Origin of the sequence: Streptomyces sp. 2131.1 (assembly GCF_900105515.1) — a bacterium.
Classification (GTDB): domain Bacteria; phylum Actinomycetota; class Actinomycetes; order Streptomycetales; family Streptomycetaceae; genus Streptomyces; species Streptomyces drozdowiczii.
The window spans coordinates 6,848,905-6,861,763 of record NZ_FNSY01000001.1 but is presented as its reverse complement, the minus strand read 5'-3'; the positions used below and the strand labels follow the sequence as shown (position 1 = coordinate 6,861,763).

16 protein-coding genes and 1 pseudogene are annotated in these 12,859 nt (G+C 71.9%); 9 read left to right on the top strand and 8 right to left on the bottom strand.

Going from position 1 to position 12,859, the window contains the following annotated elements; genetic code table 11:
* Positions 1-40: 40 nt before the first annotated feature.
* Positions 41-706: a DUF305 domain-containing protein gene (locus tag BLW14_RS30475; RefSeq protein WP_093710328.1), complete on the bottom strand. Its 666-nt coding sequence runs from the start codon at positions 704-706 to the stop codon at positions 41-43.
* Between the two features lie 129 nt (positions 707-835).
* Positions 836-1,237, bottom strand: a complete 402-nt coding sequence (locus BLW14_RS30470) for a DUF6153 family protein (protein WP_093710327.1) — start codon at positions 1,235-1,237, stop codon at positions 836-838.
* 231 nt (positions 1,238-1,468) lie between these two features.
* On the opposite strand from BLW14_RS30470, the gene BLW14_RS30465 reads away from it, so the two are divergent.
* Both BLW14_RS30465 and BLW14_RS30460 read left to right on the top strand, forming a co-directional pair.
* Positions 1,469-2,722: a glycosyltransferase family 4 protein gene (locus tag BLW14_RS30465; RefSeq protein ID WP_093710326.1), complete on the top strand. Its 1,254-nt coding sequence runs from the start codon at positions 1,469-1,471 to the stop codon at positions 2,720-2,722.
* A complete protein-coding gene (locus BLW14_RS30460; protein WP_093710325.1) occupies positions 2,719-3,552 on the top strand; it encodes a hypothetical protein in 834 nt (277 codons plus the stop codon). The genes BLW14_RS30465 and BLW14_RS30460 overlap by 4 nt, the downstream gene beginning before the upstream one ends.
* 108 nt (positions 3,553-3,660) lie before the next feature.
* Here the strand turns inward: BLW14_RS30460 and BLW14_RS30455 are convergent, their stop codons facing one another.
* A complete protein-coding gene (locus BLW14_RS30455) occupies positions 3,661-4,020 on the bottom strand; it encodes a DoxX family protein (RefSeq protein WP_093710324.1) in 360 nt (119 codons plus the stop codon).
* Between the two features lie 133 nt (positions 4,021-4,153).
* Here BLW14_RS30455 and BLW14_RS30450 point away from each other — a divergent pair, with 133 nt between their 5' ends.
* Entirely contained in the window at positions 4,154-4,990 is an 837-nt protein-coding gene (locus BLW14_RS30450) for a LysR family transcriptional regulator (protein ID WP_093710323.1), read from the top strand.
* 58 nt (positions 4,991-5,048) lie between these two features.
* On the opposite strand, the gene BLW14_RS30445 is transcribed toward BLW14_RS30450, so the two are convergent.
* Together BLW14_RS30445 and BLW14_RS30440 are read right to left on the bottom strand one after the other, a co-directional pair.
* On the bottom strand, positions 5,049-5,768 hold the full coding sequence (locus tag BLW14_RS30445; protein WP_093710322.1) for a ribonuclease FAU-1 family protein: 720 nt from the start codon (positions 5,766-5,768) through the stop codon (positions 5,049-5,051).
* 89 nt (positions 5,769-5,857) lie between these two features.
* Positions 5,858-6,223: pseudogene (locus tag BLW14_RS30440) on the bottom strand (hypothetical protein); the annotation flags it as partial.
* A gap of 131 nt (positions 6,224-6,354) precedes the next feature.
* On the opposite strand from BLW14_RS30440, the gene BLW14_RS30435 reads away from it, so the two are divergent.
* Positions 6,355-7,311 carry a hypothetical protein gene (locus BLW14_RS30435; protein WP_093710321.1) on the top strand — a complete coding sequence of 319 codons (957 nt, stop codon included), beginning with the start codon at positions 6,355-6,357 and terminating at the stop codon, positions 7,309-7,311.
* A 136-nt stretch (positions 7,312-7,447) separates the two neighbouring features.
* On the opposite strand, the gene BLW14_RS30430 is transcribed toward BLW14_RS30435, so the two are convergent.
* Together BLW14_RS30430 and BLW14_RS30425 are read right to left on the bottom strand one after the other, a co-directional pair.
* Complete coding sequence (locus BLW14_RS30430) at positions 7,448-7,912, bottom strand: hypothetical protein (protein ID WP_093710320.1); 465 nt, start codon at positions 7,910-7,912, stop codon at positions 7,448-7,450.
* Between the two features lie 133 nt (positions 7,913-8,045).
* Positions 8,046-9,326: an MFS transporter gene (locus tag BLW14_RS30425; RefSeq protein ID WP_093710319.1), complete on the bottom strand. Its 1,281-nt coding sequence runs from the start codon at positions 9,324-9,326 to the stop codon at positions 8,046-8,048.
* A gap of 158 nt (positions 9,327-9,484) precedes the next feature.
* Here BLW14_RS30425 and BLW14_RS30420 point away from each other — a divergent pair, with 158 nt between their 5' ends.
* From BLW14_RS30420 to BLW14_RS30400, 5 genes are all read left to right on the top strand, one after another.
* Entirely contained in the window at positions 9,485-10,024 is a 540-nt protein-coding gene (locus BLW14_RS30420; RefSeq protein WP_093710318.1) for a CGNR zinc finger domain-containing protein, read from the top strand.
* A 76-nt stretch (positions 10,025-10,100) separates the two neighbouring features.
* Positions 10,101-10,589, top strand: a complete 489-nt coding sequence (locus BLW14_RS30415; protein ID WP_256332923.1) for a helix-turn-helix transcriptional regulator — start codon at positions 10,101-10,103, stop codon at positions 10,587-10,589.
* Complete coding sequence (locus BLW14_RS30410) at positions 10,589-11,257, top strand: VOC family protein (protein ID WP_218137705.1); 669 nt, start codon at positions 10,589-10,591, stop codon at positions 11,255-11,257. The genes BLW14_RS30415 and BLW14_RS30410 overlap by 1 nt, the downstream gene beginning before the upstream one ends.
* 54 nt (positions 11,258-11,311) lie before the next feature.
* The gene (locus BLW14_RS30405) at positions 11,312-11,773 is read left to right on the top strand and encodes an iron chaperone (protein WP_093710316.1); all 462 of its coding nucleotides are present in this window, start codon (positions 11,312-11,314) and stop codon (positions 11,771-11,773) included.
* Between the two features lie 98 nt (positions 11,774-11,871).
* The gene (locus BLW14_RS30400; protein ID WP_093710315.1) at positions 11,872-12,126 is read left to right on the top strand and encodes a DUF6332 family protein; all 255 of its coding nucleotides are present in this window, start codon (positions 11,872-11,874) and stop codon (positions 12,124-12,126) included.
* Positions 12,127-12,144: 18 nt separating this feature from the next.
* Here BLW14_RS30400 and BLW14_RS30395 read toward each other — a convergent pair whose 3' ends face one another.
* A complete protein-coding gene (locus BLW14_RS30395; RefSeq protein ID WP_093710899.1) occupies positions 12,145-12,792 on the bottom strand; it encodes a TetR/AcrR family transcriptional regulator in 648 nt (215 codons plus the stop codon).
* Positions 12,793-12,859 lie beyond the last annotated feature (67 nt).

The window sequence follows — 12,859 nt, the reverse complement described above, 5'->3', positions numbered from 1 at the left end:
CCTAGGGGCCCGCCGCACCGCGGTGCGGCGGGCCAACGGGTCAGCTCCGGCGGAGCAGTTGGTTCATCTGCTCGATCTCCGCGCTCTGCGAGGTGACGATCTGCCCGGCCATCTTCCTGGCCGGTGCATACGTGCCGCCGGCCCGCTCGGTGCGGGCCATGTCCACCGCGCCTTCGTGGTGCTCGACCATCATCCGGAGGAAGGCCCGGTCGAACGCCCGGCCCTTCGCGTGCTCCAGCGTGGCCATGTCGCCGGCCGTCATCATGCCGTCCATGCCGTCCATGCCGTCCATGCCGTCCATGCCGTCCATGCCGTCCATGTCGTGCGTGGAGTGGGCCGTGGAGCCCTCTGCGGGGACGTCCTGCCCCCAGGAGGTGAGCCATCCGGACAGCGTCCTGATCTCCGGGTCCTGAGCCGCCTTGATGTCCTCGGCGAGCTTCTTCACCTTCGGTGACTGTGCCCGGCCCGGCGCGAGCTCCGCCATGTCGACGGCCTGGCGGTGGTGGGGGATCATCCCCTTCGCGAAGGCGGTGTCGGCGGCGTTGTGCCGGCCCGGGGAATCGGAGGAGGACGCCGGGGCCGAGGCGTGGCTGCCGTGCCCGGGCCCGCCGTCCCCGTTGCTGCCGCAGGCGGCAAGGACCAGGGCCGCGGCGCCGGCGGCTGCGAGGGCGGCGGTTCGGCGGATCGCCGCGTGGTTGACGGTCATCGTGGTGCAACTCCTTGGAGCGCGGCCCCGGAAGGGCCTGCGCGGTAGCGGAATTCGAGAGAGGGCATGACGTGGCATCGGCACCGCACCCGGAAGAACCGGGCGAAGGGGCGCCGTGCGGGCCTCGCTCTATATCCGCAGGAGTTGCAGTTCGGAGAGGTCGGGCGGAGCCCGGGCGGCCAGGGCCGACTCCGGCACGCTCGCGGACCAGGGGGCGGCGAAAGGGGAATCGCTGAACGCGGTGCTCAACGCGGGCGGGGTGTACGGGGATCCGACACCGGCGGCCGCGCACGTCTGGTCGGCGTGGTGAAGATGGTCCGTCCCACCGGCAGTGTGTGCGCACAGCCCGGCCGCAGCGGAGCCGGACTCCGCGTCGGCCGTGACCGCCATGTGGCCGTGGCCGCTCCGGATCGCCGGGGAGGGACCGGAAGGCAGGGCGTGCATGCCCAGGATGCCCCCCAGCACCGTCAGGACCAGCAGCGCGTACAGCAACCCGGCGCGGTGGCTGAGGGAGCGGCTGCGGACGGTCACGGCCTCATCGTACGTCGGCCTGGGTACTCCCCCGCGAGCGGCCGCGCGCGAGGGACTGTCGTACGCGCGTGCGGCGCGGGTGCGGAAACGCTGTTCCGAATGCCTCCATGGTGGAGTACGTGTACGGACCGGACGGCGAGGACATGTACGAGGACTTCTCCGTCCGGCCGGTGCTCCCGCTCTGACGCACGCGCGGGCAACCTCTCGTGGGTGCCGACGGTCCTGTAGTGCATGAGAATCTCATTCCTCATCCACAACGTGTACGGGATCGGAGGGACCATCACGACGACGTTCAACTTGGCCCGGGCCCTGGCCGATCGGCACGATGTGGAGATCATTTCCGTGCTCCGGAGCCGGGAACGGCCGAGCATGGTGCTCGATCCGCGCGTGCGACTGCGGCACCTGGTGGACCTGCGGCACGAGAAGGACGACCCGCGGCACCGGACACCGGCGAAGATCTTCCCGTCGTCCGAGTACCGCTACGGGGAGTACAGCGCTCTCACCGATGAGCGGATCGGTCAAGCGCTGGCTTCCCTCGACGCCGACGTCGTCGTGGGCACCCGCCCCGGCCTCAACATCCACCTGGCGCTCCAGGCTCCCGCGCGGACGGTGCGCGTCGGCCAGGAACACCTGACGCTCGACCACCACCCCCCGCGGCTGCGGAACGCGCTGCGCAGGGCGTATCCGCGACTGGACGCGATCACACCCGTCACTGAGGCCGACACCGCCGTCTACCGGCGCAAGATGCGCCTGCCGGGCGTACGTCTGCAGGCACTGCCCAACAGCGTCCCCGCCCCGGCCCTCGCGCCGTCGGACGGTCGCGGTCGCATCGTGGTCGCCGCCGGCCGATTGGCGCGGATGAAGCGGTTCGACGTACTGATCGAGGCATTCGCCCCGGTCGCCGCCGCGCATCCCGACTGGACGTTGCGCATTTACGGCAGGGGGGAGGAGCGGGAGCGGCTGCGCGCGCTCATCGACCGGCTCGGGCTGTACAACAACGTCTTCCTCATGGGCGCGGTGACCCCGATGGAGGCCGAGTGGGTGAAGGGGGCGATCGGGGCCGTGACCTCCGACTACGAGCCCTTCGGCATGACCATCGTCGAGGCGATGCGCTGCGGGCTGCCGGTCGTGAGCACCGATTGCACGTACGGCCCGGGCGAGATCATCACCGACGGCGAGGACGGCCGGCTGGTCCCCGTCGGGAACCGGGAGGCGCTGTCCGGCGCCCTGCTGGAGCTCGTGGGCAATGACGAGCTGCGCCGACGCATGGCACACAACGCGCTGGACAACTCCCGGCGTTACGGCCCCGCCCTCATCATGGCTCAGGCCGAGCGGCTGTTCGAGGACCTGCTGGCGGCCCGGAGGGACGGCAGAGCGGTCGCCGGTAAGGACCGCGCCCTGGCGAGCAGCGGGTACGCGGCGAAGGACACCGTGCTCGTCGCGGCGAGCAGCGTCGTGAGGGCCGCACGGAAGGCACGAGGATGAGCGTCACGGGCGGCGAGGACGAGAAGTCGTACGGAGCGGTGACGGTGCGGGAGGACGGGTGTCTCCTCGTACGCGTTCGCTCGCCCCTGCCCACCTCGGCACGGCCGCACCTGCTGCTCCAACTGCGCCCGAAGAAGGGGAAGCCCGAGGAGATCAGCCGGTCCCTCGCGCTCGAGCCGGCGGGGCGGGACCAATGGCAGGCCGTGGTGGAGGCGGCCCCGCCCCTGGAGGAGGGCCGCTGGGACGCGTACGTCGTGGGCGCGCCGGGCGAGGATCGTGTGCCGCTGCTCCCCGGCCCGCGAGACGTGCGCACGCTGGTGTCCGGCGGGGAGGGCGCACCGGCCATGCCGTTGGCGGTCCGGATTCCGTACGCCACCAAGGACGGCCGGCTCGCCGTACGTGCCTGGCGCCGCGCCGCGCACGCGGAGGCCGGCCGGATCGTCGTCGCGGGTGACTCGGTGACCGTGGCGGCGCGGCTTTTCGGCGCCCGGCTGGGTGACGGGGCCGCGGTGTCCCTGAAGCGGCGCGGCCGGGGTGGAGCGGAGACACAGTTCCCGCTCCGGGCCGGGAAGGAGCAGGACTTCTCGTTCACCGTCGACTACACGGACCTCCGGCCGGCGGTCGCGGAGACGCCGGTGATCTGGGACGTGTACGTCAGCCCGGACACCGACGCCCCGCGCGTCCGGGTCGCCCGCCTGCTGGACGACATCGCGGACCGCAAGCAGGTCTTCGTCTACCCGTCCACCACGCTCGACGGGGTGTCGGCACGCCCGTACTTCACGGTGGACAACGACCTGGCCGTGGAGGTGGCGCCGCTCCGGCCACGCTGAACGTGCCGCGCGTCGGCGGCGGTTCCTCCGGCCCGGCCTGTCTGGGACGCGCCGGAGGAGGCCGTCGGTGCTGCATTCACTCACCCCGGTCCGAAGCCTCGCCTCCGATCACAGCGTGGTGGCCGGCCAGATGGTCACCGCCGCTGCCGTGGCGAGAGCGATGTTGAGGGCGATCCGACGGTCCCCGCCGGTCAGGTGCACGGCGATCGCGCCGATTTGGAGGAGGACGAAGCCGATCGCCGCGGCCACTGCCAGGGAGGGCATGACGCCGGTCAGCGGCGGCAGGACGAGGCCGATCGCGCCGAGTATCTCGATGGTGCCCAGCGCCCTGAGGGCGGGCAGGGGTATGCGGTCGACCCAGGCCATCATCGGCCGGAGCCGGTCAGGGCCGCGGATCACTTTCAGTGTGCCCGCGTACAGGTAGAAGAGTGCGAGCAGCCCCGCCACGATCCAGTAGACGATGTTCATCGCTTCCGTTCCGGGCCGCCGATCCGCGGGGCCCTGTCGGTACGAGTGCACAGCCGGGGCTCCGCGCCTGTCCAAGACCCATCCTGCGGGGCCGATACCCCATGGGTATCGTTGCAGCGTGGAGCTACGGAGCTTGCGCTATTTCGTGGCGGTCGCCGAGGAACTCCACTTCGGCCGGGCCGCCACCCGACTGCATATGAGCCAGCCGCCGCTGAGCCGGGCGATGAGGCAGTTGGAGGCCGAGGTCGGCGCCCTCCTCCTCGTCCGCTCGCCGGCAGGGGTCACGCTGACGCCGGTCGGTACGGTGCTGCTCGGCGAGGCGCGAGACCTGCTCGACCATGCCGACCGCGTCCGCGTCCGCGTGAACGCCGCGGCAGGGACCACCACCCTCACCGTCGGCATCCTGGGCGACGGCACCGACCCGGGAGCGTCCAGGCTGGCCGCCGCCTTCCGCCGGAAGCATCCGGGTGTCGACATCCGCATCCGCGACACCGACCTGGCCGACCCCACGTGCGGGCTGCGCGCCGGGCTCGTCGATGTCGCGCTCACCCGGGCACCGTTCGACGAGACGGCCCTGACCGTGCGCACCCTGCGAAGCGACCCGGTCGGCGTGGTCCTGCGCGCCGACGATCCGCTCGCCGGGCGTGCCCGGTTGCGGCCCACCGAGCTGAGCGAGCGCCGCTGGTTCCAGTTCCCGCCGGGCACCGATCCCGTCTGGCAGTCCTACTGGAACGGCGGCCGTCCGCGCCAGGGGCCGGTGGTGCGCGCCGTTCAGAAGTGTCTTCAGGCCGTGTTGTGGAACGGCACGATCGGCCTGGCCCCTCTCGGGCACGACCTGCCGCCCGAACTCGCCGTGGTCCCGATGCCCGACATGGCGCCGAGCCGCGTGGTGGTCGCGTGGAACGAGGGCGACGGCAATCCGTTGATCCGGTCGCTCGTGGAGATGGCTCCGGCCGCGTACGGGCGCTGAGCGCCGCCGTCGGCTGCCTGCCCGGCGCACGGCACCGCGCAGCCGCCCAGGCAGCGGCTCAGTCGTCGTGCGGTGCATGCCTCCGCGCGTCCGCCAGGCGTGGTGCGGGCCAGGTCGGCTCCCACGTCCAGCGCGCCCAGCGGTCCGCCTGGGCAAAAATGCCGGCGCGGGCCGCGAGCATGGCCAGCGCCTGGTCGCGCGCGTCCTCCACGGCCCGGTGCTCGGCGTCGGAGATGATCCCGAGGCGGCGTACGTGGGCGTATTCGTCCTCGTCCTTCCACTTCCAGAGGGCGAGGTCGGGGCCGATGAGCAGGTCGACGGTGAGGTCGAAGGTGTCGAAGCCGTCGGCGGTACGGCGGGTGGGGTGCTCGAAGTTGACGTACCAGTTCCGCAGTCTGCGCCCTTCGCCGTCCGGGACGAAGAAGGCATTGACGCTGAACCAGGTGGCCGGTGGCTTCCACAGCAGCAGGTCGGTCTCCTGCCAAACGGCCGCGGTCAGGTCCCACTGCCCCTCCGCCAACGCATCGAACGCGCTCGTGCGGGCCGACCGGTCGCCGCTGTCACGGGCCTTCGAGTACAGGGCGGGCCAACGGACCTCCGCCCCGGGCGCGCACGCGGTCACCAGCGCCTCGTCGGTGTCCGCGACGACGCGCAACGCGTGTTCGCTCCAAACCCGGCCCGTACGGTACACATCGCGCCGCACCACCGTCTCTCCCACCCCGAAACCGCGCACCGCGTCCTCCTCTTCCACCGGCCTGGCCAGGTCATGGTCGCCCATTCGGAGCGCGGGGCAACCGGGGCGGGCGGATGGTAACCGCCCCTGGCCGACAGGGACGACGGCAACGCGTCGCCACCTATCGGCCGCGGCTACGGCCGGGACACCAGCTCCGACATCACGCTGGGCGGCAGTGAAGGGTTGGCCGCCGCCGCCTCCGCCACCTCGGCGTCGGTGAGCAACTCTTCGATCACCGCCTGCGGAAGGGCCGCGTGGCCGGCGGCGATGGGCCTTGCCCGGGCGTCCCGCAGACAGGCGAGCAGTGCCGGCGCCGGCGCGTGGCGGTGCCGGGCGATCTCGCGGAGCGCCTTCCGCGCCGCCGGCCCGTGGCGGGCGATGGTCTCCAGAAGCGCTGGTGTCGCATCCGGGTTGGCGGCGACCTGGCTGCCGTACCGGTCGAGCATGGCGCTCAGCCGGCTGTCCGTGAGGCCCGGATGCGGGGCGATGGGCTTCGCCACGCAAGTCCGCGCAGGACAGGGTTCACGGAAACGTCCTGTCGCGAATCGTGGACGAGTGGTTCCTCGCTTTGTCGTGGCTCGCACCTGCCGCGTACGGTCTGGGCGTGACAAGGACCACGCCGGCGAGACCGGTGTCCGTGGGGGCCGTCTTCCCCGAACTGGTCCCCTACCGGGCCCGGACGACCCGCTTGCATCCGAGGCCGGGGCGTCCGGCGACGCATGACAGCCACGTGGGCGGGCCGATGCTGTGGCCGGACGACGAGCCGTGGCCGCTCTGCCATGAGCCGCACCGGAGCGAGGACGACGGGTACGCCCCGGACGACATCCGGCGTTCCCGGGCCGCGGGCGCCTGGCCGTCGAGCCGGCCGAGGCCTCGCGGCGAGGACGGTCCGGTGCCGTTCGTGGCGCTGGCGCAGCTCTTCCGCCGTGACATCCCGGGCCTTGTCTGTGGGCCCGGTGGCGCGGATCTGGTGCAGCTCTTCCGGTGCCCGTCGGCCCACGGTCCGTACCTGGATCGCCGCTACACCCTGAGGTGGCGGGATGCCGTACGGACCGAGCGTGCGGAGCACTTCCTCGCGGCACCGCCCGAAGTGCCCCTGCTCCGGTGGGAGCACGAGCTCCCCGAGCCGTGTGTCCTGCATCCGGAAGAGGTGGACACGTATCCCTGGGCGGAGGGCGACACACTGCCCGCCTCACTGATCGCGCGGATCGACGCGTGGGACGACGCCCAGGCGGCGGAACACGGCCCCGACGCCGTCAGCTACCAGTACGACCTGTCGATCCCGCCCGGCTGGCGTGTCGGCGGCTGGCCCACCTGGGCGTCGACGGGCCCGATGGCCATCGACTGCGCGTCCTGCGGAAGTCCCATGCGGCTGCTGCTGACGGCGGAGGGAAACGAGATGGACGGCGGCTCGCACAGCTGGGTGCCCCTGGAGGACCGTGACCCCGCCCTGAGCGGCAAGGAATCCATTCTGGGCGGCCGGTCCGTCGCCCGGCCCACGCGTCTCCGCTTCGGCCGGGACCGGGACCTGCACGTCTTCGTATGCCCGGCCGACGCGGGGCACGCGCCCCGCTGGGTGCTCGCCTGAAAGGCGCTCACCCAGTCGCCGCCGGTACGCATTACGTATTACGTGCCGCCCGACATCGCGTACGTACCGATCGACGACGCCGCTCCCATCGAGTAAGCGCTCATGTGGCGGAACGGGGACCTCTCCACGGCGTTCCCTAGCCGCCCTCCAGGCGGACGTAGCCACCCTGGCGAAGGTCGGACGGCCGAAGGGACCAGATGACATCGCGCAGTTCAGGCAGGCCGAACTCACGGCCCGGGCCGCCGTCAGCGCGCTCAAGGGTGACGCGTCCGCACAGCACCCACCCCGTGCCGCTGTCGGACCTCAACTTCACGATGAGGTTGTGGGCCCTCCACCGGGTGGGCGTCCCGGACAGCTCATGGATCGTGCTGAGCTCCGGCTCGACGACGGCGTGAACCTCCAGCGCCCTGTACGAGCGGGTGACCAGTTGCATGGCGTGGACACCAACGAAGTGCAGGACGAGATGGTCGGTGTGCTCCTCATCGGGCAAGGAGCCCAGAAGCAGTCGCGTGTGGCCCACCCCGTAGCGCAGGGCGCGGAACGTACGCCTCGTGCTGAGCAGAAGCGTGGTGGGAGCATCGCTCGTCCCGGATCCGTTCACCGTCTGTGCCGCCCCTCGTACGAGAACACCTGGGGCCAACGGTCGGGGCTCCGGCGAGGTTCCCCCGATCCGCCGGACCGGCCCCGGCTTCGGCAACACTCCGTCGGGCGCGGTCGTGTGGCATGGCGGAACATCACTCGACGGTCCGGGGCACGTTCCGCACGAACAGCACCGGGGTGATCGCCGTCGCCGCCGCGAAGAGGCCGAACGCGAGGCGCATGCCGCCCAGTTCGGCCAGGAGGCCCACCAGGGCGGCGCCCAGCGGCATGGCGCCGAAGTTGAAGAGGCGGGACGCCGCGCCATAGCGGCCGAGCATCTCGTCCGGGACCCGGCGCTGGGTGAGGGTGCGGGCGTTGACGGACCAGAGGGTGCCGCCCATGCCGCCGAGGAACGCACCGACGGCGACCGCCCAGAGGCTCGTGGTGAGCGCGGGCAGGGCCACCATCGCGATGGTGCCGATCAGGTCGGCGAACATCGCGCGGCGGGCGCCGAGGACCCGGTTCACCCAGGTCGCCGTCAGCGCGCCCGCCAGGCCGCCGATTCCGAGGGCACTGAGCAGGATGCCGTACTCCTCGGACCCGAGGCCCATGGTCCGCTGGGCGTGGAGCGGCATGAGGGCCAGCCAGGCGCCCCAGACCGCGGAGAGCATGGCGACGATCACCGACAGGGTGCGCAGCAGGCGGTCGCTCCAGAGGAAACGGACGCCCTCCGCGATGCGGCTGTTGACCGACGCCGGGGCCGCGTCCGGGGCCGGGGCGGCCGGGCGGAAGCGGCCCACGAGGAGGAGCAGGGCGAGCGCGGCGAGGGCGTAGGAGGCCCCGATGACGCCCAGGGCGAGGCTGGTGCCCGCGGCCAGGAGGAGCCCGCCGACGAACGGTCCCGCGAATTCCTGGCCCACGGTTTCGGCGCCCACCATCCAGGCGTTGGCGCGTTCGCGTCCCGCCGGGGGCACCGCGGCCGGGACCAGGGCGGAGGCCGAGGTGGAGGCCGCCACGTCGGCGACGCCGAGGATCGCGCCGGCGGCGAAGAGTTCGGTGAGCGTGACGCCGCCGGACACGGCCGAGCCGGTGAGCCAGCCCATCGCGGCCAGGCGCATGCCGTTCGCGAGCCAGAGCAGCCGGCGGCGGTCGAAGCGGTCGACGAGGACGCCGATGTGCAGGGCGATGAGCAGCCAGGGCAGCGTGAGCGTCAGGGAGACCGCGGTGACCTGCGCGGGTGAACGGGTGAGTTGGGCGGCGAGCAGCGGCAGCGCCATCTTCATCACGCCGTCCGCGAGGTTGGTCGCTGCGGTGAAGGCGACCAGGACCGCGGTGTTGCGGCGCCCGGAGTCCGCCCTCGCGTCCCGTCCCGTCGCGACCGGCTCCGGTACGTCGCCGAAGTCCGCTTGTTCGGGCGCGGTTGTGGTCATGGCCATCCCCCTGGTCGTCTCAGCGACGCGGAATCTCAGCAACACGGGTCCTCACCGGCTAACGCATTAGCCGGTGAGGGCACTCTGCATCACGGCACTCTCGCCACGCAACCGGTAAAACGGTTAGACGGTAGAGTGGCACTGAAGGGGAAGGGGTGACACGCATGCTGGAGCCGCCGGCCTCGGCCGTCCTGGTCGAAGCCTTCGTCAACACGGTCGACGTGGAAGAAGCGAGCGACGAGATCGCCGCCCCGGCCGCGCTGTCCGCCTGGCTCGTGGGCCGCGGCCTGCTCGACGAGCCGGCCGAGATCACCGCGGACGTCCACGCGGACTACCTCGCCCTGCGCGCGGGGCTCCGCGAGGAGCTGGGCTCGCATGTGGGCGACACCCCCGACCCCGAGCTGCTGACGGCAGCGGACCGGGTGCTCGCCGCGCACCCCGTACTGGTCACGGCACGCGGCCCGCTCACCACCGTCCCGGGACTGCCTCCGGAGCGCCGGCCCCTGACCGTGCTGGCGATCGCCTGGAACGAGCTGACCACCACCGGTGACGCGACCCGGCTCAAGCGCTGTGCTGAACACACCTGCGCCTGGGCGTTCTGGGACGTCTCGAAGAACCGCAGCCGCCGCTGGTGCTCCATGCGGGTCTGCGGCAATCGCAACAAGTCCCGCACCTACGCTTCCCGGAAGCGGCAGACCGCCTGACCGGGGCGACGGGCGCGGCACGGTCCGTCAGGAATCGAGAAGCACGGCCCCCCGGCGCGTACCTAGCCTGCCGGGCATGGACATCTCACACACACGGAGTACCGGGCCGGAGCGTACGGCCGTCGAGTCGCAGCGCCTGACCGACGTGAAGCGGCTGCGTCGCATACGCGACCGGATCGACCGGGAGTACGCGAAGCCGCTGGACGTGACAGCGCTCGCCCGCGGGGTGAACATGCCCGCCGGCCTGCTCAGCCGGGCGTTCCGGGCCACCTACGGGCAGTCCCCGTACGCCTATCTGACGGCACGGCGCATGGACCGCGCGACGCTCCTGCTGCGCGGCGATCTCGGCGTCGACGCCGTCTGCTCCGCGGTCGGCTGTGCGACGCCGGGGATCTTCGTCACCCGTTTCGCCGAGCTGGTGGGCCTGACGCCGGAGGCGTTCCGCGGCCTCGCGTCGGACTCGGCCGGGGCCGGAATCGAGAGCATGCCGGCCTGCGTGGCGCAGCGGGTGGCGAGAGCGGTCAGGAATCAAGAAGCCCCGGCACCGGGACGGCCTCTAGCGTGATGTTCATGGAAACCAACACCGCCACCAAGGCCACGACCTCCCTCTCCTCCGTCACCCTCACGGTGGCCGACACCGAGGCGGCCCGCCGCTTCTACAGCGCCTTCGGCGTGGACACGTACGTGGGACTGCGGGCCTCCGAGGAGCCGCCCGGCACCGGATTCCGCGGCTTCACGCTGGCGCTGACCGTGTCCGGCCCGGCGACCGTCGACGGCTTCGTCGCCCGCGCGGTGGACGCCGGCGCGACCGTCCTGAAGCCGGCCGCCAAGTCGCTGTGGGGGTACGGCGGCGTCGTACAGGCCCCGGACGGGACGATCTGGAAGATCGCGACCTCGGCCAAGAAGGACACCGGCCCCGCCACCCGCGAGATCGACGAGGTCGTCCTGCTGATCGGCGTCCAGGACGTGAAGGCCACCAAGCAGTTCTACGCCGACCGGGGACTCACCGTCGGCAAGAGCTTCGGCGGCAAGTACGCCGAGTTCGTCCCCGGCGAATCCGACACCGTCAAGCTGGCCCTCTACAAGCGCCGCGGCCTCGCCAAGGACCTCGGCGTCGCCGACGACGACAGCCGCGCCCACCACATCGTCCTCGGCAGCACCGGCCACGCCTTCACCGACCCGGACGGCTTCGCCTGGGAACCCGCCGCGTCCACCGCAGCCGACCAGGGCTGATCCCCGTCCCGCTCCCCCGCCACAGCCCTTTTCCGTACGAGAGGAACCCCAGTCATGGCATCCACGAAGTCCACCGAGAACTACAGCGGATTCAGCGCCGAGGAGCGGGCCGCGATGAAGGAGCACGCGAGCGAGGAGAAGAAGGCGGCCTCCCGGCGCGGCGCCTCCCGTGCGGAGAAGGAGGCCGCCGCCGAGCAGGACGTCCTCGCGAAGATCGCCGAGATGCAGGACGGCGACCGCGCCCTGGCCGAACGCGTCCACAAGATCATCAAGGAGGCCGCTCCCCAGCTCGCGCCCAAGCTCTGGTACGGCATGCCGGCGTACGCCCGGGACGGCAAGGTCGTTTGCCACTTCCAGAGCGCCGAGAAGTTCAAGTCCCGGTACGCCACGCTGGGCTTCAGCGACCAGGCGGCGCTCGACGACGGCGCGATGTGGCCGGCCGCCTACGCCCTGACGGAGATGACCGCGGCCGTCGAGGAGCAGATCACCGCGCTCATCAGGAAGGCCGTGGGCTGAACCGGCCCGCCATCGGTCACAGCCCCGCGCCGGACCGGCGTCGGGGCCAGGGCCTCTCGTTCGGTCCAGGCCCTGGGCCGCGATGGGAGACTTGCCACATGGACATGGGGCGGGAGTCGCGGTGGGAGAAGGACGCGATGACGGTGGAGATCGTGTTCGCCCTCGTCACCGCCTGCGTACTGGCCGCGGCGGTGTTCGCCGCGGCCTTCGCTCCGGTCCTGGCCTTCGGCATCTCCGGCCCGGCCCGGCACACCACGCTGACCTGCGGTGCGGCGCTCGGAGCGGCAGCAGGCGTGTGGCGCGTGGTGCGGGTGCTGCTCCGGTTCGACGCGCAGCGCCGTAAGGGGCACTGACCGCGGGGAGCCCCGGGGTTACGCCCCCGCCTGCAGCCGCAGCCCGGCCAGTGTCAGCTCCAGTGCGGAGCGGAACTGGTCGACGTCGTCATGGCCGTCGAACTCGTCGACGATCTCGTGCACGAACGGGAACTCCGCCGGGTCGAGGTCGCGCCAGGTGTCGGCGAAGCGGCCGAGGTACTCGTCGCGGTCCACGGCGCCGTCGAGGATCTCCTGCGGCGGCTCCTGCCCGATGTCGACGGCGGAACCGACGACGACCCCGACGATCGCGGAAACCGCGTGGAACCGCTGGCGCGCGTCGAGCTCCAGGCGCAGCGTCTGCCGGCCGAGCTTCTCGTACAGGCGCAGTGAATTGCTCTGGAGCTCGGTGTTGCGCATGAAGTACGCGCCGAGCCAGGGCCGCTCCACGATTGCGTCGAAGAGCGTGACGGCGATCGCGCGGAGGTCGTCGATGGGGTCGTCGCCGGGCGGCAGCTTCTCGATGTCGGCAAGCACCGTGCCCACCACATGATCGGTGGCGCGGTCCAGCAGCTCGTCCTTGCTCCCGACATACCAGTAGATGCTGGCGACACCGCCGCCCAGGCGCTGGGCGAGCGCGCGGAAGGTCAGCGCGGGCGCGCCGGCCTCGTCGAGCAGGGCCACCGCCTCGGTGAGCACGGACTCCATCGAGTGCGAAGCCCGGCGGCGCCCTCCGTCGGTGCGGCTCCGCTGCTGTGCCATGGCCTCTTCCTCT

Coding starts and splice junctions, on each gene's coding strand:
- BLW14_RS30410 (WP_218137705.1), top strand. CDS start 10,589: ATGTTCATGGAAACCAACACCGCCACCAAGGCCACGACCTCCCTCTCC.
- BLW14_RS30405 (WP_093710316.1), top strand. CDS start 11,312: ATGGCATCCACGAAGTCCACCGAGAACTACAGCGGATTCAGCGCCGAG.
- BLW14_RS30415 (WP_256332923.1), top strand. CDS start 10,101: ATGGACATCTCACACACACGGAGTACCGGGCCGGAGCGTACGGCCGTC.
- BLW14_RS30425 (WP_093710319.1), bottom strand. CDS start 9,326: ATGGCCATGACCACAACCGCGCCCGAACAAGCGGACTTCGGCGACGTA.
- BLW14_RS30465 (WP_093710326.1), top strand. CDS start 1,469: ATGAGAATCTCATTCCTCATCCACAACGTGTACGGGATCGGAGGGACC.
- BLW14_RS30400 (WP_093710315.1), top strand. CDS start 11,872: ATGGACATGGGGCGGGAGTCGCGGTGGGAGAAGGACGCGATGACGGTG.
- BLW14_RS30420 (WP_093710318.1), top strand. CDS start 9,485: ATGCTGGAGCCGCCGGCCTCGGCCGTCCTGGTCGAAGCCTTCGTCAAC.
- BLW14_RS30460 (WP_093710325.1), top strand. CDS start 2,719: ATGAGCGTCACGGGCGGCGAGGACGAGAAGTCGTACGGAGCGGTGACG.
- BLW14_RS30445 (WP_093710322.1), bottom strand. CDS start 5,768: ATGGGCGACCATGACCTGGCCAGGCCGGTGGAAGAGGAGGACGCGGTG.
- BLW14_RS30455 (WP_093710324.1), bottom strand. CDS start 4,020: ATGAACATCGTCTACTGGATCGTGGCGGGGCTGCTCGCACTCTTCTAC.
- BLW14_RS30395 (WP_093710899.1), bottom strand. CDS start 12,792: ATGGAGTCCGTGCTCACCGAGGCGGTGGCCCTGCTCGACGAGGCCGGC.
- BLW14_RS30475 (WP_093710328.1), bottom strand. CDS start 706: ATGACCGTCAACCACGCGGCGATCCGCCGAACCGCCGCCCTCGCAGCC.